The 18,762-nt window shown below is 69.8% G+C and carries 25 protein-coding genes; 13 read left to right on the top strand and 12 right to left on the bottom strand.

Annotated features, from left to right (window positions below):
• Positions 1-96: 96 nt before the first annotated feature.
• Complete coding sequence (locus M1203_RS35890; protein WP_249954053.1) at positions 97-309, top strand: hypothetical protein; 213 nt, start codon at positions 97-99, stop codon at positions 307-309.
• A gap of 94 nt (positions 310-403) precedes the next feature.
• Here M1203_RS35890 and M1203_RS35885 read toward each other — a convergent pair whose 3' ends face one another.
• Entirely contained in the window at positions 404-769 is a 366-nt protein-coding gene (locus tag M1203_RS35885; RefSeq protein ID WP_249954052.1) for a DUF6233 domain-containing protein, read from the bottom strand.
• Between the two features lie 130 nt (positions 770-899).
• Here M1203_RS35885 and M1203_RS35880 point away from each other — a divergent pair, with 130 nt between their 5' ends.
• The 3 genes from M1203_RS35880 (at position 900) to M1203_RS35870 (ending at position 2,614) form a co-directional block, all read left to right on the top strand.
• Positions 900-1,247, top strand: a complete 348-nt coding sequence (locus M1203_RS35880) for a hypothetical protein (RefSeq protein WP_249954051.1) — start codon at positions 900-902, stop codon at positions 1,245-1,247.
• Between the two features lie 219 nt (positions 1,248-1,466).
• On the top strand, positions 1,467-2,036 hold the full coding sequence (locus M1203_RS35875; protein ID WP_249954050.1) for a Uma2 family endonuclease: 570 nt from the start codon (positions 1,467-1,469) through the stop codon (positions 2,034-2,036).
• A 296-nt stretch (positions 2,037-2,332) separates the two neighbouring features.
• A complete protein-coding gene (locus tag M1203_RS35870) occupies positions 2,333-2,614 on the top strand; it encodes a hypothetical protein (RefSeq protein ID WP_249954049.1) in 282 nt (93 codons plus the stop codon).
• A gap of 180 nt (positions 2,615-2,794) precedes the next feature.
• Here M1203_RS35870 and M1203_RS35865 read toward each other — a convergent pair whose 3' ends face one another.
• The 3 genes from M1203_RS35865 to M1203_RS35855 all read right to left on the bottom strand — a co-directional run bounded on the left by M1203_RS35865 (position 2,795) and on the right by M1203_RS35855 (position 5,736).
• The gene (locus tag M1203_RS35865; protein WP_249954048.1) at positions 2,795-3,829 is read right to left on the bottom strand and encodes a fatty acid desaturase; all 1,035 of its coding nucleotides are present in this window, start codon (positions 3,827-3,829) and stop codon (positions 2,795-2,797) included.
• 131 nt (positions 3,830-3,960) lie between these two features.
• Positions 3,961-4,866 (bottom strand): hypothetical protein, encoded by a 906-nt coding sequence (locus M1203_RS35860; protein ID WP_249954047.1) that lies wholly within the window; start codon positions 4,864-4,866, stop codon positions 3,961-3,963.
• Between the two features lie 99 nt (positions 4,867-4,965).
• Positions 4,966-5,736 carry a GntR family transcriptional regulator gene (locus M1203_RS35855; RefSeq protein WP_249954046.1) on the bottom strand — a complete coding sequence of 257 codons (771 nt, stop codon included), beginning with the start codon at positions 5,734-5,736 and terminating at the stop codon, positions 4,966-4,968.
• A gap of 104 nt (positions 5,737-5,840) precedes the next feature.
• Here M1203_RS35855 and M1203_RS35850 point away from each other — a divergent pair, with 104 nt between their 5' ends.
• The 5 genes from M1203_RS35850 (at position 5,841) to M1203_RS35830 (ending at position 10,843) form a co-directional block, all read left to right on the top strand.
• Entirely contained in the window at positions 5,841-6,122 is a 282-nt protein-coding gene (locus M1203_RS35850) for a hypothetical protein (protein ID WP_249954045.1), read from the top strand.
• Positions 6,119-7,006 carry a diaminopimelate epimerase gene (gene dapF, locus M1203_RS35845; RefSeq protein ID WP_249954044.1) on the top strand — a complete coding sequence of 296 codons (888 nt, stop codon included), beginning with the start codon at positions 6,119-6,121 and terminating at the stop codon, positions 7,004-7,006. The genes M1203_RS35850 and dapF overlap by 4 nt, the downstream gene beginning before the upstream one ends.
• Positions 7,007-7,328: 322 nt before the next feature.
• Positions 7,329-9,518 (top strand): helix-turn-helix transcriptional regulator, encoded by a 2,190-nt coding sequence (locus tag M1203_RS35840; RefSeq protein WP_249954043.1) that lies wholly within the window; start codon positions 7,329-7,331, stop codon positions 9,516-9,518.
• 3 nt (positions 9,519-9,521) lie between these two features.
• The gene (locus M1203_RS35835) at positions 9,522-10,079 is read left to right on the top strand and encodes an XRE family transcriptional regulator (protein WP_249954042.1); all 558 of its coding nucleotides are present in this window, start codon (positions 9,522-9,524) and stop codon (positions 10,077-10,079) included.
• 29 nt (positions 10,080-10,108) lie between these two features.
• Positions 10,109-10,843 carry a mucin-2 gene (locus M1203_RS35830; RefSeq protein WP_249954041.1) on the top strand — a complete coding sequence of 245 codons (735 nt, stop codon included), beginning with the start codon at positions 10,109-10,111 and terminating at the stop codon, positions 10,841-10,843.
• Positions 10,844-10,909: 66 nt separating this feature from the next.
• Here the strand turns inward: M1203_RS35830 and M1203_RS35825 are convergent, their stop codons facing one another.
• Positions 10,910-11,401, bottom strand: coding sequence for a hypothetical protein (locus tag M1203_RS35825; protein ID WP_249954040.1), 492 nt, complete (start codon positions 11,399-11,401; stop codon positions 10,910-10,912).
• A 185-nt stretch (positions 11,402-11,586) separates the two neighbouring features.
• Positions 11,587-12,009, bottom strand: coding sequence for a hypothetical protein (locus tag M1203_RS35820; RefSeq protein ID WP_249954039.1), 423 nt, complete (start codon positions 12,007-12,009; stop codon positions 11,587-11,589).
• A 148-nt stretch (positions 12,010-12,157) separates the two neighbouring features.
• Between M1203_RS35820 and M1203_RS35815 the strand changes: the two genes are divergently transcribed.
• The 4 genes from M1203_RS35815 (at position 12,158) to M1203_RS35800 (ending at position 14,547) form a co-directional block, all read left to right on the top strand.
• Positions 12,158-12,745: an HTH domain-containing protein gene (locus M1203_RS35815; RefSeq protein ID WP_249954038.1), complete on the top strand. Its 588-nt coding sequence runs from the start codon at positions 12,158-12,160 to the stop codon at positions 12,743-12,745.
• Between the two features lie 102 nt (positions 12,746-12,847).
• Complete coding sequence (locus M1203_RS35810) at positions 12,848-13,615, top strand: hypothetical protein (protein ID WP_249954037.1); 768 nt, start codon at positions 12,848-12,850, stop codon at positions 13,613-13,615.
• Positions 13,612-13,899 carry a hypothetical protein gene (locus M1203_RS35805; RefSeq protein ID WP_249954036.1) on the top strand — a complete coding sequence of 96 codons (288 nt, stop codon included), beginning with the start codon at positions 13,612-13,614 and terminating at the stop codon, positions 13,897-13,899. Before M1203_RS35810 ends, M1203_RS35805 begins: the two co-directional genes overlap by 4 nt.
• A 378-nt stretch (positions 13,900-14,277) precedes the next feature.
• On the top strand, positions 14,278-14,547 hold the full coding sequence (locus tag M1203_RS35800; RefSeq protein ID WP_249954035.1) for a hypothetical protein: 270 nt from the start codon (positions 14,278-14,280) through the stop codon (positions 14,545-14,547).
• 275 nt (positions 14,548-14,822) lie between these two features.
• Here the strand turns inward: M1203_RS35800 and M1203_RS35795 are convergent, their stop codons facing one another.
• The 6 genes from M1203_RS35795 to M1203_RS35770 all read right to left on the bottom strand — a co-directional run bounded on the left by M1203_RS35795 (position 14,823) and on the right by M1203_RS35770 (position 17,898).
• Positions 14,823-15,212, bottom strand: a complete 390-nt coding sequence (locus tag M1203_RS35795; RefSeq protein ID WP_249954034.1) for a hypothetical protein — start codon at positions 15,210-15,212, stop codon at positions 14,823-14,825.
• A gap of 27 nt (positions 15,213-15,239) precedes the next feature.
• Positions 15,240-15,428, bottom strand: a complete 189-nt coding sequence (locus M1203_RS35790; protein ID WP_249954033.1) for a hypothetical protein — start codon at positions 15,426-15,428, stop codon at positions 15,240-15,242.
• A 31-nt stretch (positions 15,429-15,459) separates the two neighbouring features.
• Entirely contained in the window at positions 15,460-15,801 is a 342-nt protein-coding gene (locus tag M1203_RS35785; RefSeq protein ID WP_249954032.1) for a hypothetical protein, read from the bottom strand.
• Between the two features lie 29 nt (positions 15,802-15,830).
• The gene (locus M1203_RS35780; protein WP_249954031.1) at positions 15,831-16,313 is read right to left on the bottom strand and encodes a hypothetical protein; all 483 of its coding nucleotides are present in this window, start codon (positions 16,311-16,313) and stop codon (positions 15,831-15,833) included.
• 353 nt (positions 16,314-16,666) lie between these two features.
• Positions 16,667-17,140, bottom strand: a complete 474-nt coding sequence (locus M1203_RS35775) for a helix-turn-helix domain-containing protein (protein WP_249954030.1) — start codon at positions 17,138-17,140, stop codon at positions 16,667-16,669.
• Positions 17,137-17,898 carry a hypothetical protein gene (locus tag M1203_RS35770; protein WP_249954029.1) on the bottom strand — a complete coding sequence of 254 codons (762 nt, stop codon included), beginning with the start codon at positions 17,896-17,898 and terminating at the stop codon, positions 17,137-17,139. Before M1203_RS35770 ends, M1203_RS35775 begins: the two co-directional genes overlap by 4 nt.
• Between the last annotated feature and the right edge of the window lie 864 nt (positions 17,899-18,762).

Below are 18,762 nucleotides of genomic sequence, written 5' to 3'. Positions count from 1 at the left end.
GAGGCGCATGGCTGCTCAGTTCGGGCTACACAGGGAAGCCGGGATTCTGTCCGCGGTCGGGCGCGGACGGCTGGCATCTGGCAGGAGGTCTGGGCCGTGCTGACGATCAACGTGGCGGTACTGCTCGCTGTCATCGTGATCCTTCGGCTGCGTCGGCGCACCGAGGCCAGGAGCAGGATGGACGAGCGGATGACCGTGGTGATCGTGCTGGCCCTGGGCGTGCTGCTCGCGCCGACTCCGGTGGGGCAGTCGATCCTCACAGTTCTGGGAGAGATCGCGGGCAGTATCACTGAGGCCGGCGGCGACTGACCCACAAGCAGTTCTCATTGCCGGGCCTGCAGAACATTGCCCTGCCTAATGGGGCCGGGAGCACGGATCCAGTGTCGCGAGCGCCCCGCCCGTCTCAGGGGGCGGGTTCACAGACGTCGCATGCTGTCGCCCACCCGTGCTTCACGAAGGTCTTGGCCTGAGTGGTGTCGGCCGGGGTGAGGCGTCCTGCGGCAGTCCAGCAGCCGGCCCGGTGGAGGAGGAGCTGCTTGGCGGCGGGGAGGGCCTGGAGTATCCACCCCGCGGCGTCGGTGGCTTGCCGGGTGGGGACTTCGCTGTAGTCCTCGCCGTCAATGGGCCGGGCGGCCGTGGAAGGTACGTCGATTGAGACCTCATACCACCACCGGCCGTCACTGTCCCGGCGCCGGGCCAGTAGGTGGCCCTCTATGACACGCCCTCCGGGGAGGGTGACGGTCACCCTCGGGGCCAAGTATTCGGTCATGAGTTCGAATAGTAGTCCCGCGCCGTATGTCCGGAGGACGCGTGCGCCCAGGGCGATGCGTCGGATCCTGTTCGCGGACAGCCCGGCGCGCACCCACGTCCACGCATTCGAACGTGCGTATTATTCACAGGTGCCCACACCGTACGACTTCCCCCAGGACCTCATCGACCACGAAACCGGCCTCCAGCAGACGCGAGCCGACTACAAGGCGCTGTGCGCCACCCTGCCCTGGTCCGTCGACCCCGCCCCCGGCTGGAAGTCGGACAAGCAGCCCCTCAGCGACTACCTGGCCGACGTGCCCGACAGCCCCGGATACACGGACGAGCAGAAGAAACGGGAAGCCGAACTCCGCGAGAGGCTGGTCGACCTCTCCACCGCCGTCACCACGCACCCGTACTGGGCGACACTGGACCGCGGCGACGTCGTGGAAGCACGCATGGAGCTGAAGAAGAACGCGCGCGAGGCCCTGACCGGATAGCCGTACCAACCGCCCGCCTCCCCGCGAAGAAGACGATCGCGAGAAGACCGCGAGCCGCCGGAAACGCAACGCGTCATAGGCCGCGGCGGGGCCGGGCCCTCCCGGACCGGGCCCCGACCGGTGTACCAGAAGCGCAGGCGTCACGCCCGGCGGGTGTGAGGGGAGACACCGGCCGCCGCGACACGCCACACTGGCAGTACGTGATGGAGGTGGAGGGGAATGAGCGTTGCCAGCTTTGCTCAGCACCACGGGCCCTGGACCGTTGACGACGTCCTTGGCTTGCCCGAGGACCGATCGGTCCGCTACGAACTGCTGGGGGAGTCGCTCGTGATGTCCCCCGCCCCGGGGCTGCGCCACCAGCGCGCCAGCTACCGCCTGCACGTAGCGCTGGACGAGGCCGCCCGTGCCGCCGGCGCTCCGGTCGAAGTGCTGGAAGCCATCAACGTCACCCTGCCCTCCGGCCTGGTTGTCCCGGACATCGTCGTCGCCGACGCGGGCGCGACCGCCGAGGACGGCGTCAGTATTGACGCCGAAGCCGTGCAGCTGGTCATTGAGGTGGTCTCGCCAGGCAATCGGACCATGGACCGCAAGCTCAAGCCGATGCTGTACGCGGAGGCTGCGATCGAGCACTACTGGCGCCTGGAACTCGAACCGGCACCACGGCTGATTGTCAGCGTGCTGGACGGTGGCCGGTACGCGGAAAAGACGACCGCGCTGCCGGGCGTCACCACCCGGATCGAGGCGCCGTTCCCCCTCGCGATCGACCCTGCCACACTCGCCCGGCGGTAACACCAGGGCCGACCGATCGTTTCCCCTGGCTCTGTCGATGACGAAGAGCAGCGTTTCTCTGGCAGTTCGCGAGATGCTGCCCGCGCCGAATGTCCACGGCTTCGGACGGCAGCTCTGTGGTGACCGGCGAGCCGCCTGTCGACCGCCTGTGCGGCCCTTGGGCAAAGAGCGCTGGCTACGGGCGCAGGTGACAGTCGGCGAGACGGGCGGAATCCGCCGGGTCGGGTACCGGACAGCCGCGATATCGTGGGCCCTTGATGTCCGCCCGTGTTCGTGACCTGGCAGGAGCGCCCCGCATGCCCGAGGACCCCATCGCGCACAGCGAGCTCGCCGCGCTCACCCGCCGTTTCGAGCGAGCGGAGGAGAAGACCGACCGGGAGTTCGGGATCGTCAAGAGCGATCTCACCGCGCTGCGGCTCCAGGTGGGCAACCTTGACCAGAAGGTGGCCAACCTCGATGAGAAGGTTGACCGGCTTGCCGATGAGGTGCACGGCCTGAACGAGAGGATCGACCGCAATCAGGCGCAGATCGTTGAGCTGCTGTCCCGTCTGGTGGGCAAGGATGTGGGCACCGCGTAGACGGTGACCGGCCGGAGGGGCCGCGTCCGCGATCCCGGTACCTGACCAGTCTGACCACCGCCTGGTCCGCGATCCCGGTACCTCTGACCACCGCCTGGCGGAACTCGTTGGGTCCCTCGCAACGGCTGCGGCCCCGGACACACCACGCGGTGTCCGGGGCCGCAGCCGTATGTGTGCTGGTCAGATGGTCGCTGGGTGAGCTGCCTGTGTGGCCTGGGCGTTGAGTGCCTGGTGGTGGCGGCGGGTGATGGTGGCTGTGCCGATGAGGAGTCCGTCGGGGGTGAAGTGGGGCGGGCTGAGGTGCTGTTCGAGGGCGGGCAGGTAGTTCCACCGGAGGCCGGGGTGGGCGGAGTGTGCGTAGTGGTGGAGGTCGCCGTAGGGGAGCCATGTGGTGGCGGCGATGGCCGCCAGGGCGCGGTTGTGCGGGTACAGGCGCAGGCAGCGGCCGGCTTCGATCTGGGCGGGGGTGCCGGTGCGGTGGTCGGGGTCGAACCAGGTGTGTTCGGCCAGCAGGGACATCCAGGCGAGCTGTGGGTAGAGCAGGAGCCGCGGGATGAGCAGGCCGCACAGCAGGGCGGGCCACCCGCCGGCCGCATACGCGGCCGCGCAGAGGGCGGCGGGGACGGCGGTGCGGTGCCAGGCTCCCGGGCCGCGCAGGTGGGTGGCGAAGCCGACGGCGGTGCCGCGTATGCCGCGTGGGGTGAGCGGGTGGATCAGTGCCGTCGTGTAGGCGAGGCCGGTGGTGTGGGGGCGCAGGCCGGCCTGGCGCAGTTCGGCGAGGTTGGGGTCGTCGGCCTGGGTGGCGTTGGGGTGGTGGTCGCGGACATGGCGGCGGCGGCGTGAGGTGACGGGTCCGAGTCCGAGGGGGTGGTGGGCGAAGACGTCGGCGAGCAGCTGGTTGGCGCGCGGGGTGCGTGCGAGGACGCCGTGGACGGCCGCGTGGCTGATCTCCTGGAGGTGGCGGAAATGTACGGCGACCGCGGCCGCCGCGAGGACGGCGGGAAGGGGGCCGTGAGCGGCGAGCATCCACCAGCCGGTGATCTGCATCCACTGTCCTGCCAGGAGCAGGAGGGGGGTGAGGTTGTTGGCGCGTGTGCGCTGGAGGGCTATGAGACGGGCGGCGTCGGCGGCGTGGGGCCGATGGCGGGCGAAGTGGATGCGGTCGATCTGGCGCAGTGCGGTTCCGGTGATCAGGAGGGTTAAGCACAGGGGCATAGTGGTCCCGGGTGATGAGGGGCGGGCGACTCCCACCGATCACCACAGAGCGTACTTATTAGTCCACCATTTTTTTGCGCGAAGGCCCGGCACAGGGCCGGGCCTTGGTATGAGGGAGGACAGCTGCGCTTCTACAGGGTGTCGACGGCCTGCCGGATGCGGGCTTCGTCCCAGGCGGAGTCGAGCAGCCGGCGGGCGGCGTTCTCGTAGGTGCGCAGCGCCGCGGTGGCGGAGTCGGCGCCGTTGCCCCAGGCGGACTCAAAGCGCGTGATCCAGCGGTCGACGCCCTTGAAATGCACGGTGCTGCGGCCCTTGGTGTAGTCGGCGTCGCCCTGTTCGTCTTCGACGAGGGCGGCGGCCGCGGAGATGATGATGACGTCCACGGCCTGGTCGGCGCGCAGCCTGTCCCGGACGGCCAGCCCGCAGGTGACGCCCATCTCGCGCTGGAAATCGATGAGTTGCAGCAGGCTGCGGGCATAGTCCTCGCGGACGAGGTCGCGTTCGTAGGCGATGTAGAGCCGGTTGACGGTGCCTCCGGCCTGGAGCAGCTGCCGGTTGGCGGCGAGGTACTCGCGGCGGCGGGTCAGGAGGCCGGGGTCGGTGGTCAGGTCGCTGGCGAGGATCCGCTGCGGCTGCGACTGGGACTCCAGGAGGGTCTGGACCAGCATGACCGACAGGCGCGGCACCTCGCTGGCATAGACCTGGAGGTGGCCGTCGGCAACGGCACCGTAGTCCGAGACGAGTTCGTGCTCCAGCTTTGCGCGGACCAGGTCGTAGTAGTGCGCGTCATCCATGTCCCGCAGGTTATTGGCACGCCGGAGCTGGATGAAGCGCTTGCGCAGCCAGATGTGTGAGCCCACCAGCATCATCACGATCACCGTCTCGGCGACCAGAAGCGCGTTCTTCGTGGTGCCGCGCGCGGCGAGCCACGCGATGACCGGGGTGACGATCCCGATGAGCCCGATCAGATTCGTGAGCACGGGTGACACTAAGACGTCGACGGCCCGGCCTGTGGAGTCGCGGCGCGGTGCGGCCATGACCTTCCCCTCCCTGTTGACGGCCCGGGGCCGCGATGTCTGTCGATGGCCAAAGCCAACCCCCGCCCGGTGGGCGCGGGCGCCCCGGCGAACCCGGTGTCAGGTGCGGGGCACTGGTCCGAGGGGGATGTCGTACGTGATGTCCCACCGCTCGGCCGGCACCAGGATGTCCGCGGTCTCCACGGGCCGGCCGCCGGTGTCGTAGTGCGTGCGCTCGATCAGCACCGCCTGCGCGCCGGGCGACGTACCGAGCAGCTGCGCCGTCTCGCGGTCGAGCTGGACGGGGCGGGGCACTTCCGTTGCGCGCGCGACGGTGATGCCGATCTGGGCCATCCGCTCGGCCACACCGCGGCCGGCCAGAGGCCCGCCCTCGGGCAGGACCACCGGCGTCCTGGCGGTCAGGGCATAGGGCTCCCAGCTGGTCGCCGTCAGCACACACCTCAGGTCGGCGAGCACCTCGTAGTCGGTGCGCACACAGAGGTCGCCCGCCGCGATGCCCAGGCGAGCGGCGATCCGCGCCGGCGCCGGGACCTTGGCCGTGCTCTCCGCCTCCACGCTCGTGGGGGAGCCGGCCGGGGCGAGCCCGAGACGGCCGGGCGCGACGGTGAGGGTCAGGGTGCGCGGCAGGATGTGGCGCTCGCGCGGGGCGCGGACGTACGTGCCGCGGCCGCGGCCGCGGAAGCTCTCCAGCAGACCCTCGGCAAGGACAATCTCCAGGGCCTGGCGGACTGTGTTCTCCCCGACCCCGAACTCGGTAGCGAGGGTTGGCTTGTTGGGGAGTTTGTGACCGGGCGGCCAGGTGCCGTCAGCGATGCGGTCCCGGATGGCCTGGGCGACACGCAGGTACCCCGCCTCCTGACGGTCAGCCATGCATCTCCCTTTGCCCACGGCTTGGTTGAAACGGATTGACAATTTAGTCCACCAATAAAAAAATGGGGGACCAATAAGAGCGCGCAGTAATCAATAATTCGAATGTGGGTGCCGTGGGCTACGACCGCCACCAGGGAGCCGCCATCCGTACCGCGGCCGCGACAGTCGCCCAGCAGCTCACCGAGCTGACCGGCACCCCGCCCCGCGTCACCGTCGAACCGGGCGCGATCCACATCGAGACCGACGTCACCGACGCCGCACTGAGCCACTGGGTCCGCCTCCTGGCCGTCCTCGAACTCGGCACCGAATACGGCGTCAGCAAAACCCCCGACGGACAGATCGCCTGGCTCCGCATCGAATTACGACGACAAGGCCCCCGCCCATGATCACCGGTTCCCGGATCACCACCATGCCCTTCGCCAAGGGGCACGGCTGCGAGAACTCCTTCCTCATCCTGCCCGACCCCCACGGCCGCTTCCGCCTCACCGCAGGGACCATCCGCCGCCTCGCCGACCCCCACACCGGCGCCGGAGCCGACGGCATCCTGCGCGCCGTCCGCTGCGCCGCCGATCCCGAAGCCGCCGCCATGGCCCACATTGCCGAGTGGTTCATGGACTACCGCAACGCCGACGGAAGCCCCGGCGCGATGTGCGGCAACGGCATCCGCCTCTTCGCGCGCTACCTCGTCGACACCGGCCGGGGCACCCCGGGCGACTTCGCCATCGCCACCCGCGCCGGCGCCCGCCACGTCCGGGTCCCCGACCGCAGCGACGACCTCCAGGGCCCGGTCACCGTGGCCATGGGCACCCCCGCCTTCCCCGGCCCCGACCGCATCACCGTCACCGCCGCCAACCAGAGCTGGCCCGCCACGCATGTCGACGTCGGCAACCCTCACGCCGTGGTACTCATCGACGACCTCGCCGACGCCGGGGACCTGACCACCCCGCCCGCCGTCGAACCGGCCAGCGCCTACCCCTACGGCGTCACCACCGAGTTCGTCACCGCTCTCGGCCCGGACCACCTCGCGCTGCGTGTCCACGAGCGGGGCGTGGGCGAGACCCGCGCCTGCGGCACCGGTGCCTGCGCCGCCGTCGCCGCTCACCGGCTCCACACCGGCCGGACTGGGGCCGCCGACTACCGCGTCGACCTCCCCGGCGGAATCCTGCACGTATCCGTCAGTGCCGACGGCGCCATGGCCCTGACCGGACCTGCCGTCATCACCGCCCAGGGCACCATCCGCCTTCCCCGCACAGAGGAGAGCGACGGCTGACCCGACACCGTCCGGAACTTCGGTGCGTGCGGCGGGGGAACAGCCGGATTCGGGCGGTGGCCGGCTGCGGGGCGCCGGGGCTGCTGCGCTGGGCGTCGAACGCGCCCGGGTCCTCGCCCGGCGCTCCGTGGCGGCGGGTGTGCAACACGCCGTGCAACAGACCCCTGCAATGCCGCCCGCGTTTCACCCCTGACCTGCATGAACACGGGCGTTGCGCTGCTTGCCCGTCTCCGTGTCGCCCTCCCGTCTTGTGCGATTCATGCGCGATTGAATGTGCGAATCGACGCGCGATCGGGTACGCTGTCTATTGGAGGTGACCTCTGTGTCCACTGAGAACGAGCTGTTCAGCGCCGTCGATGCACTGCTGAAGCAAGTCGCGCAGGACGAACTGCCGGACCCTGCGGAGCGCAAGCGCCTGCGGGAGGCGGCGGGCCTGAGTCAGGCGCAGATCGCCACGGCGCTGAACGCCCGCCGGGAGGCCGTGGGGAACTGGGAGATCGGGAAGAGCGAGCCGCGGCCGCCGAAGCGCGCCGCGTACGCCCGACTCCTCGAGGGCCTCGCCGCCCGCTTCCCCACCCCGGTCGCCGACGTGCCCGCCGCTGCCCCGGCCCCGGTGGTCCCGAAGTCGTTCACCGGCCCGGTCCCGGAGCCGGTCCCCGCCGCTGTCCCGCCGTCCCGCCAGGCGGCGAGCAACACCGCCAGGCCGTCGGCGACGTCGCGGCGCCCGGGTGCGAAGAAGGCGGCGAAGAGCACGGCGACGGCGGCCGCCGTCGACCCGCGCTTCGAGAACGGTCCGCTCGCTGTCGTCGACGCCGACGCCAACGGGCAGGTGTCGGCGTACTGCGTCGGCGGCCTGGTCCTGGACGTGCCCGCCAAGACGATCCCGGCGCTGGTCGACTGGACGCTGACCGAAGCCCGGCTCGGGCAGGCCCGTCTGCACCGCAACGGCCGCGACGCCGACCCGATCCTCGTCCTCACCGCGTCCGCGCTGGAGCGCTTCGGCCTTCCGGTCGCCCTGTCGGAGGAGGAGCGGCACGCGGGCCGCATCCCGGCCGGCCACAAGGTGGTCAAGCAGATCGAGCGCGCGGGCCTGCAGATGACCCAGCGGGGCTTCGGCCCGTGGGCCAGGCTCTACCGCGACCCCGAAGGCTCCCGGCGGCGCTGCGTCCAGCTGTGCATCCTGCCCTGGCACGCCCTGGACGTCCGCGAGTGGGGACGGAAGGACGACCCGGAGCTGCTGCTGACGATGCACCCGGCCGATCTGGTCCAGTACCTCGGTCTGTACGCGGCCCGGGTGATGACGCCGCGCGGCTCCACCGCGACGACCGGCCTGGAGCTGATGACCGCGCTGCGCCCGCCGACCCGCGCGGAGAAGAACCCGGCGACCGGCGAGTTCGAGCGGGCGTACAACGAGGACGCGCTCACCCAGCTCTACCCGGTGGTGCCGTGCGAGGTCCCCGACGAACATCCGATCCTCAAGGGCCAGTTCGCCCGGCATCACCTGCGCACCCCGGCAGAGATGCTGATGGAGGAGCCCTACGACTGGTGCCGGCCGCTGACCGATGAGGAGTGCGCCAACCCGTACCTGGTGGTCGTCGACCTCAACATGTCGTTCGCCGCGGCCGCGAACGGTCTCACGGTCGGGTTGAACGGGCCGACGCACCTGGAGGACAACCCGGCCTTCGACTCGGCGCTGCCCGGCTCGTGGCTGGTCGACCTCAGTCATGTGGATCTGTCCCGCGTCCGGGTCAACGGCCGTACGGTCGACGGGTCCCGGCTCCCGAGCCCGTTCACGCCGAAGGGCGACACCCCCACCGGCCCGGCCTGGTACGCCACGCCCACCCTCCAGTACGCCGTGGAGCTCGGCTACGACGTCGCCCCGATCGAGGCGTACGTCCGCACGCAGACCGGCCGCTACCTGGACTCCTGGTACAAGCGGCTGCGCGACGCGTACGTGGCGACGATGGCCGACATGGGCGTCACCACCGACCTCCAGGGCGAGGAGTTCCTCGAGGCGATGGCGCGGCGCAAGCAGACCGATCCGACGATGGCGCTGCTGGAGACCGCGATCAAGGCGACGGCGAAGGGCGCGATCGGGAAGCTGCGCCAGCGCAGCCGGGGACAGGTCCCGTACTACGAGCCCTACCCGGCGCTGGACCGGTGGACGTGGCGCCCCGATATCCGGGCCGCCGTGCTTGCCAACCAGCGCACCGGCCTGCACCGCAAGCTCATGAAGACGGCTGCCGCCGCGGACCTGTACCCGGTCGCGATCGGCACCGACGCGATCGTCTACCCCTCGTCCGGGCCGTCCCCGCTGGACGTCCTGCCGACCACGCCCGAGGGCAAGCCGGTACCCGGCGGCTTCCGGCTCGGGGTCTCGCCCGGCATGGTCAAGTGGCAGGGCACCCAGACCGTCCTGTGGGCGGAATCCCAGTTCGAGGAGCGCGGCGAGGTCTTCAACATCTCCAACCTGATCAAGACCGCCGATCCGACCGCCGGAGAAGGGGAGTAGGCCGTGGTGGACTCGCTCGGGGACAGCCTGGACCGCGCGCTGGAGGGGGCGTTCACCCGTCGCATCCCGCAGTCCGCTCAGGCGCAGATGAAGTACCTGGTCAATCAGCTCAAGGGCACCAAGGCGGCGGCGCAGGCGCTCGGGATCTCCCAGCGCACGGTGGAGCGGTACGTCGCGGGCAAGCTGAAGCGGCCCCGGCAGGACCTGCGCGGGCGCATAGAGCGTGAGGTCAAGCGCCGGTGGCAGCCGCAGGTACGGGCGAAGGCGAGGAAGAAGGCGGCCTCCACCGGCGGCCTGGTCGTCTCCACCCGTGCGCGGTTCGGGTTCACCGCGGCCTCGGGCACCACCGACGACGCCCGGATCCGCGACATCACCCAGGCCCTGCCGCCCGTCTACGCCGACCAGCTGTTCACCGCCCGCGAGCAGGGCGCCACCGAACAGCAGCTCCAGCAGATCGCGGCCGACGGCCTCGCACAGATGTACTTCCGCGCCAGCAACACCAGGGCGCACGGCCTGGGCGTGGAATTCACCGATGTGGAACGCATCGAGATCGAGCTGTAGGGCGCGACCGGGAAGCAGTACGCCACTTTGTGAAGGAGCCGATCATCTCGACTACTTACGGCAGCGCCCAGCACATCGGCGACCGGTCCCACCAGTGCGACGCGACCGCCGTACGCACGGCACCAGACGGAACCCGCGCGTTCGTTCTGCTTGACGGGATCGGCAGCTCGGACACCGTGCGCACCTGGACCCGGACCGCAGCCCGCCGCCTCGCACAGGCCTGTGCCCTCCACGGACACGCCGAAGCCGGCCTCCGCGCCGAATACACCCGATACGCGGCCGAGCCCATCCGCCAGGACGACGCGCGGCGGAGCGAGCCGCCCAGTGCCGCAGCGGTCGCCGCCGTCCACTCCCCAGCCGGTCTCCTCTCCATTGCCTGGGCCGGAGACACCCGGGCCTACCTCCTCCTCGACGGTGTGCTGAGCGAGCTCACCGAGGACCACAACCTCCGCCGCGTGGACGGAGGCTCCCGGGACATGATCACCACCTGTCTGGGCTCTGCCTGGGACGACCGCCGTACGCAGGAGAGATGGGGGCATCCCGCCATCGAGTCGATGGCCGCACCATTGACGCGGCCCGGGCGCCTGCTGCTGGCGTCGGACGGCGCCTACGAGCCCTACGAGGACACCGGCGGCCTACTGGCCGATCATCTGGCCGGTGCCCTGGAGTCAGTGCCCCACAGCCTGACCGAGGGCGCTGTCGCCCTCGCCCGGGCCCAGCCCGCGGCCGCCGACAACGCCACCGTGCTCGTCATCGAGCTGTAGCACGCCAGCCACCCACGAGGCCCCGCACCCGCGCCAGAAACACGGTGCGGGGCCTCGTGCCCTGGGTCAGCCGGCGGCCTTCCGTTCGGCCAGCCGCTTCTGGGCCTGCTGCAAGTCCTCGTACGTCGCGGCCTGCAGCGTCTCCATCCGGCTGAGCACCTTCGTGGTGTCGTCCGGCTTCATCGCGCCGCCGGAGAACTCCAGCAGCAGCTCCACCATCATGTGGCTCTTCCAGTGCCGCAGTTCCGCCTCGTTCACGAGCTCCGGGCCGCCAGCCTCCATCATGTCGACGAGCCGCTCCCGGGCCCGCCACTCCCGGCGCCGACGCCACCAGCCCCCGCCCGGCCGGTTGAGATCCCGCAGCTTGCGGATCTGCTCCACCATGGCCCTGATCTGCGTCTCCTGCTCGGGCGTCCATGCCTGCCCAGAGCCGTCAGAGAGCGCGTGGACGGCCTCCTGGGCGGCCTCGCTGCCGTCGCCCGGCCCGTCGCCGCACAGCTGCTCCACGGCCCTCCTGAGCGACGCTTCCGCCGCCGTGGTGTCGTCGTCTTCGGACACGCTCTCCCCTTCTTCCCGCCGAACGCGCAGCATGCCCGCCGTACCGCTCCCCGGGCAATCGGACGGCCTGGCCTACTGGGCGCCCGGGCCGGCCTCGCCGGGCGCGGCCGCCGTACGACGGGAGCGTCGGCGGATGAGGTCGGGCAGCCAACGGGCGCCAGAGGCCGGGATGAAGAGCAGTCCGATCACGCCGAGCTGTCCGGCAGGGCCGTCCGCGCCTCAACTCCGGGGCCAACGAGACCATCGAAGTTGCCCATTGCGGTGGACGCTTCGCACACGCCGGTGGCGTCAGTGTCGACGGGGGTGAGGGTGCCGTCACTTCGGACGGTCCAGGCCACCAGCGGGTCCACGGTGGACGTGCCGTCCCCGTTCTTGAACCGAGCACTCCACCCACCTCCGGGGATGGCGGCGACAACAGGATGCCCGCCCTCCGAGAGCCCGTTGAAGGTACGGCCGTTGTTCGCCGGGACAAGCTGGCCGCTGCGCTCGTCGACGACGAGCGCCTGGCCCTCGTCGTCCCAGGCGATGACGGGCTTGCTCCTGTAGACCGTCCGGCCGTCCACTTCCTGCTGGTAGTTCGCTTCGTAGGGGTGCTGTGCTGGGATCACTGCGTCTCCTGGGCAGGTTGGTGCTGGTCTTGGTGTGACCGTACGGCCGGGGCGGTCTGCCCGTCCGGGGTTTGATCAGGTCAGACCGGCCGTACGTCGCCACGTCACCGGGCCTCTGTCCACAGGCTCGATCGGGCCTGATGATCACATGACTGATGACGACGTGAAGCGCGCTCGTACCCGCGCCAGGATCCTGGAGGGCTTCGCCCGCGCGGAGCGGGCCCTGTTCACCCGGCCCGCGCCGAAATCCGCGCGAGCGCAGATGAAATTCCTTCGCACGCGGGAGAAGGGCTCCACCAAGTCCCTGGCCGACCGGCTGGGCGTCTCCCGCAAGACGGTGCAGCGCTACCTCTCCGGCGCCTCCACCAAGCCCAACAAGCGCCTCCAGGCCGCTCTGGTGCAGGAGACCGAGTCGGAGTGGCAACCGCAGGTCAGGGCACAGGCCAGGCAGCGCGCGGCGTCCTCAGGTGGGCTGGTCATCTCCTGCCGGGCGTACTTCGGACTCGGCCCGGAGGGCACCTCGGACGCAGGCCGGGTCCGGGACGTCACGGTCGCCGTCAGCCCCTCCCACGCGGCCGCCATCATCGCCGCACGGGAGGAAGGCGCGACGGAGAGCGATCTGCACGACGCGGTCGCGGAGGCCATCGCCGACGCCTATTTCCGTCAAGGCGGTGGCGGCCGTGCGGGCCTGGAGGTGAAATTCGCGGACGTGGAATGGTTGAACATCACGTTCTAGCAGCGCGCAATTCGGGCGTGCTGTAGACCTGTGTGACCGGCCCACTGAGCCGCATTACCGGCCGGGCCCTCATTTCCGTATCCGAGCTGAAAGCGAGTCCTGATGAACACGTCCGACAGGCGGCCGACGCGCCGTGTCCCCGAGGCCCGCAGCCGCACCGGCGCCCCGCACACGCCGATCGACCGCGCGAAGGTCGGCCGGAGCTCGGTCCGCCGACGCGCCACCGGCATGACCGCCACCGAGGCCGCAGCCGCCCTCGGGGAAGCCCGGCTGCACCAACACATCGACCGCGACCGCGAGGACCTGGCCGACGACGAGCGCGGCCCCGCCGAAGTCGCGGAGTGGGAACGCGTCACGCATCTGCTCGCCGCAACCGGCGGGACGTACGACCCGAAGGCCGACACCGTCGTCCAGGACGAGTACGCCGCCGAAGCCGAACTCCGCGAGCTGGAGATGGAGCAGCAGCGGCAGGAGTGGCTGCACTCAGGCGGGCTGCCCGAACGCGCCCACATGCTCATGACCCTGGAGAAGGCCGGCCTGCTCGGTACAACCCGTGCGCACCACGGCGCCGAAGGCCCGCTGGTGCTGCACGAGCCCGAGGACGCGTACGCGCTCGACTACCTGAACGAGTACGGCGAGTTCTTCGAGATGTCCCTCATCCTGGAGGGCCACGGCATGGCCCCTCCCAGGGACCCGGACGCCGTCCCCGCGTCGGTGCGGGCGCACAGCGCGCTCCTACGGGCCATGGCGCGGGCCGGGACGCTGGAGGGCTTCGACGCGGGCCACGCGGTCCGCCTGGCGCAGGCCGACCCGGACGCCGTCCTCGCGCTCGCCGCCTGGATCAAGGCCTCCGCCAGGAGCAGCCGGTGAGCACCGCCGACCGCGTGGGCGCCACGTGGGCGCAGTCGACCGGCTGCGGTACCCGGTACGAGGAGCTGACGGCCGACGGTCAGGTCCACGTCGACTACTCGCCACCGCTCGGGGAGCCCTGGTTCGACGGCGACGGCGACCCCGACTACAACCCGATCTGCTCCTGCCCTACGATCTGGCCCCGCTCCTTCTCCTTCTGCCTGGAGTGCGTCGGCTGCTCAGCATGCGGCCACTGCCGGTGCCACCGCCCGCTCCTCATGCTCCTCCCTCAGACACGACGCTGAGTCCCCCCGGAGCTGCGACGCGGACCCGGGGGGACTGGGGCCCAGAATGCCCGAATCACCCTGAAGACCTGGGGGATATCGGACGTAAAACCCCAGGTGGAAGCGATATCCGAGAAGAGCTGGGGGTCTGGGGGTGAAACGCGCCCGACACCCCACCCGAGCGGGATCAGGTTCACAGAAAGTGAGCGTGACACCGCCTGTCACGCTCACTACGAAGAAGTGTCACGCCATCCTCAACACATCCCGTATGCCCGATTCTGGGGCCCCGTCGCGGCTCTCCCTATCCCGTGCCACTGCACCTTGACCGTTTGCCACCGATCTTGTAGAGACGCGAGTTATTGTCAGCGGAGGTTGAGTACCGCAGGTCAAGGAGGCGCGATGTCCGAGCCCAGCCCCGACGATTTCTACTGCCCTCGCTGCGGTGTCCTGCCGGAACCGCTCCTCTGCGTCGGCCACAACCCCGATGGCACGCCCTCCAGCGACATGCCTCCAGCGATGCTCGCGCTTGAAGCCGAGCTCGGCCTTGCCGAGGACGCTCGCCGCCGGGCCACCGGTGCCGTGCTCACCGATGCCCAGACCGTCGCGTTGCTGCGCGCCATGGCCGACGACCCTGAACTGGGCACCAACAACAGGGAACACGGGCGCTGACCAAGAACGCGAATACGCGGACGAGGTCGACGGAGTCCGGGTGATCTACTACGTCACCGCCTTGAGGACGATCACGATCGTGGCGTACGTCGAAGCCTGATCACAGCAGCAGCGCCCCGGATCCGCTTGGGTCCGGGGCGCTGCTGTGTCTGCTGCTCGGTTGCTGCTGCCGGTGGTTCGTGGCTGCCGGAGAGCGATGACATTCGAAGGCCGGTCCCGGGCGCGGCCCGTGCAGCAAACGGGCGTTCGTCTGATGCACGGGCTGCTGCAACCGGTCAGTCGGCGACGCCGGTGGCCCACCGCTCCAGGTCGCTCACCGGCTTGTTCAGCAGCGTGCGCCGACGGGACTGCGCGGTCGCCCGGCTCTCCAGGTGCATCGCCGCGGCCAGGTCGGCGTGCGAGACGTCCTTGGCGGCGGGCTGGCGCAGGGAGGCGTTCCGTACCGCTTCCAGCCGCTCCAGCAGGCCGGTGGTGCCCTCGATGGCGGCTGCGAGCTCGGAGGCGCTCGCACAGCCCGTGCGCAGCAGCGCTAGGCCATGCAGCACGGTGGCGAGCAGCGCGGCCAGCTGCTCGCCGTCGCTGCCGAGCGCGGCGACGTCCTCGGCGGCGAGCGGGACCAGGAGCTGCTCCTGGCGGTGGTTGTCGGACGCGGGGTCGGTGCTCACCGCGGTCTCCTTCCTCGGGTGGATCGGTCAGCGGTCGGTGACGGCCCAGCCCTGGCCAGGCCGGATGCGGATGATGCCGCCGGGGGTGTGCAGCTGCCCGCCGCCCACCCCCAGGCCCAGCGCGTCGATCTGGTTCAGCAGCACGGCGGCCTCCTCCGCGAGCTCGCGGGCCTGCGCCTGGCGGGCGCGGAGCTCTCCGGCGGTTCCGGTGAACACGGTGTCTCCCTCGTGGGTGCCGGGCGGGGGTCTACAGCCAGCGAAAGAGGTCGCGGACCTGAGAGGCCGCGCCGGAGAGGTTGTCGGCGTCCAGGCGGGCGTCGAAGTCGAACAGGTCCACGGTCTCGTCCATGACGTCCTCGGACGCGGCCGCCAGGACGTCGGCGAACCGCTCGTGGACGGCCGCCTCCTTCAGGGCCTGGACGACGCTCTCGCGGTCGGCGGTGCCCCGCTTGATGGCGTCGGCGAGCAGTCCCAGCGCGGCGGCGGCCGCCGGGGCCAGGTACGCGAGCTCGCTGTCGACGGCGCCTCGGTCGGCGATGGCGGTGATGTCGGCGGCCTTCACGATCTCGGTGGACGACGTGCGCTCCATGACGGGCTCTCCTCTCGGCTGGCGGGGTCTCAGGCGGTACGGGCGAGGTAGGCGGCGGCGACGTCCACGAACTGGTCGTGGGCCACCTTCGCGGCCTCGCGGGCGGCGGTCAGGGCCTCGGTGGTGGCGTAGGCGTCGCGCAGCGCGTACGTCAGCGTGACCATCTCGTCGGCCGCGGCGCGCACCGCCTGGTCCTCGATGAGCACCCGCAGCGCGACCAGCGGGCGGGTGACGGCGGACCGGGTCATGTGGCTCTCGCCGCGCAGTGCCTCGATCCGCTCGGTGCCAGCCTCCTTGAGGACGGCGTCGCCGCGCATCCACATCGCCCGGCGGTGGTCGCTGACGGCGCAGGCGAGGGCGGTGACGGCCTCCAGGCGGTCGCGGCGGATCGCCTCGCCGTGGCTCACGCGGACGGACCGCTCGGCAGCGCGCTCCTGGAAGCGCCCCGAGACGATCGAGCCGAGCAGGGTGCCGACGATAGCGAGGGCAGCGGTGACGAGGGTGACTAACACAGTGGGCTCCTCCCCCTGTATGAACTTCAATACATGTATTGAAGTTCATACAGGGGGAGGGCGCAAGGGAATCTCTCATGATTCTTTTCGCGGGGCTGTGGCCTGCGCGTTTCCCGCCTGCGGGAACCGTGTGCCCGAATCTGACACTCGCTGCCCACCGACGAGAACGGCGCCGCGCCCCCTGCCGGAGAGCGCGGCGCCGAACGAGGCGCGTGACGAGCTGTTTAGCCCTGCGCCGATGGACTTTTGTCCACCTGGGCAGGGAACTTTCGTGTCGGCGTCGACACCAAGCACGCGATCGGCGCTGCACCCGAAGGCGCAGCGCCGATGCCCGTACGAGGCCGACCGCCGGATCAGCCGACCGCGTGAAGTGTGCCGCGGCGCTTGCCTGCGGCCACCTTCTTCGCGGCGGCCAGGGCGGCCCGCTTCTTTCGCTGCTCAGCAAGCTGATCCTGGTAGGCGGCGACGGCCCTGTGGTAGTCCGCCACGTAGGTCCTGCTGTCCAGCCGGTCCACCTTGGGCATCGCCTTGACGGCGTCCAGGGCGTCCTCGGGGGAGTTGTAGCCGGCGAGCATCGGGTTGATCTGATAGACGCCGTTGCGGACCTTCTTGACGAGCTTGGCCAACTCCAGTTCCCGCAGTGCGGCGTTCACGCTGGGGCGGCTGAGCCCGAGCAGCTGACCGAGGGTGGCCTGGTCCATCGCAATGCGACCGCCGGCCTCGCTGCGCGCCCGGAGCTTCAGCAGTGCCCGGTAGGCGGCGGGCGGCAGGTCCAGATCGGCGAGAAGGCTGTCGGCGTTGGTCGCCGACCACTTCAAGGTACTCACTGGGCTGATCCCTCCTCCTGGCGCTGCGCACGGGCAAGTCGGCGTGCAGCGCGTTCCTCGGCCCGCTTCTTCCGCAGCTCCTCGATCGCTTCGCGCATGTGCTCCAGCGACGGGAACCGCACCAGGTCCGGCAGGCTCTCATCCTTGCGGATCTTCGCGATCATCTTGTCCTGGTCAACCTGCACATACTCGGCTTCGACCAGCTCCGTGCCCGGGATGAACTCCGCTACACGGTACGAGTAGGGCGGGTTGAACTGGTAGACGCCACGACGCACCTTGAAGACGATGCCATGGCTCATGACCGCCTGCAGCGCCTCGTTGATCTTCCCACGATGCACGTCCAGGACGGTCGCCATCTCCTCCTGCGTCAGCCGGATCTGCCCGCCGGCCTTCTGGCACGCGATCATCAGCAGGATCAGCCGCAGCGGCAGGGCCTCGCGGAAGTACTGCGCGATCAGGAAGAAGAACTCAAGTGAGTCCATGGAGAACGCCTTGGGGCGCTCAGGGGTGTCGTAGAACTCCATCGGCTTGCGCTCGCTGCTGAGCGAGAGCTTCCGGCGGGGGTAGCGACGAGCGACCGAGTCGAGGTCCTCAACCGGCTGGACCGGCTTGGACCACGCCTGGATCTCATCATCAAGGGGCAGCTCCGGCAGCCGGCGCGGCGCGTGCTTCGGTGCGGGACGGCGGCGCTGTGGCTCGGGTGACACGAGGCTGCTCTCCACTTCGCTGATCTTGGACGGCAGAAGTATGTCAGCCACGCCGACATATATGTCGGTCTCGCTGACGTTCCGGCGTGTTGCGTCCCCTCAGGCGGGACAGATCTCCTCCGTTGGACGCTCTGACGGACCGTCCAACGGGACGGCTGGAGAATGTCGGTCTCGCTGACGTTTCGGCCCGGAAACTGTCGGCCTGGCTGACAGTTAGCTCTTGATGCGTCTCCTCAGTCGGTACATAGCGACGGCGATGTGTACCGACTGAGCGGACAGATCGTCAGAGTTGCATGCTTCTGACCAGCGGGTTCTTGGTATCTGTAAGTATTAGGTGGCTGAGATCCGCGCAAACCGCTCCACCAACCCCCGTGTTCCAGGGGGCGTGCGCCGTATGTCCGTGCCGCCGCAGGCTGGCCACCGACGGCCCTCCGTCCCAACACCCCAGAGCTCGAACGCTGACCGAAGCCAGCCCCTCAACCGACACCCGGCACTGACTCCAACCGAACCGCGAAGCCCCCCCGCTCCTACGGAGCGCCTCACGGGCTCGCTCACGGCTCTGCTCACTTCCTGTGCTTCGCAAGACTTTAAGCCGTCTCATTTTCCACCGTCACCGCGCTCGTTATTCCTGAGCTTCTGTTCACCAATCACGCGTCTTTTTGTTCTCCATTACCTGCTGTATCTCCGAAGTATTCCGTAACCTTTATTGTCTGCGTGGAGGTGGCCTGGAGTCATTCCAGTCTCAATCTAGCTTCTATCTTTGAAGCACATATACAGCCATCCCGCCTGTGCCCGCCCTCAACTTTGTTCGACCCTTCACCCGTCCCGACTGTCCGTCACCACCCCTTCCTGTTGCTGCTGCTTGTGGCGTGAGCCCTGGTGGGCATGCCGCGCGGAGCGTGGCACGCCTGGCCC

It is taken from the genome of Streptomyces sp. 35G-GA-8 (genome assembly GCF_023534745.1).
Taxonomy (GTDB): Bacteria; Actinomycetota; Actinomycetes; order Streptomycetales; family Streptomycetaceae; genus Streptomyces.
Note: the sequence above shows the minus strand (reverse complement) of the source record. Positions and strands in the feature narration are given on the sequence as shown.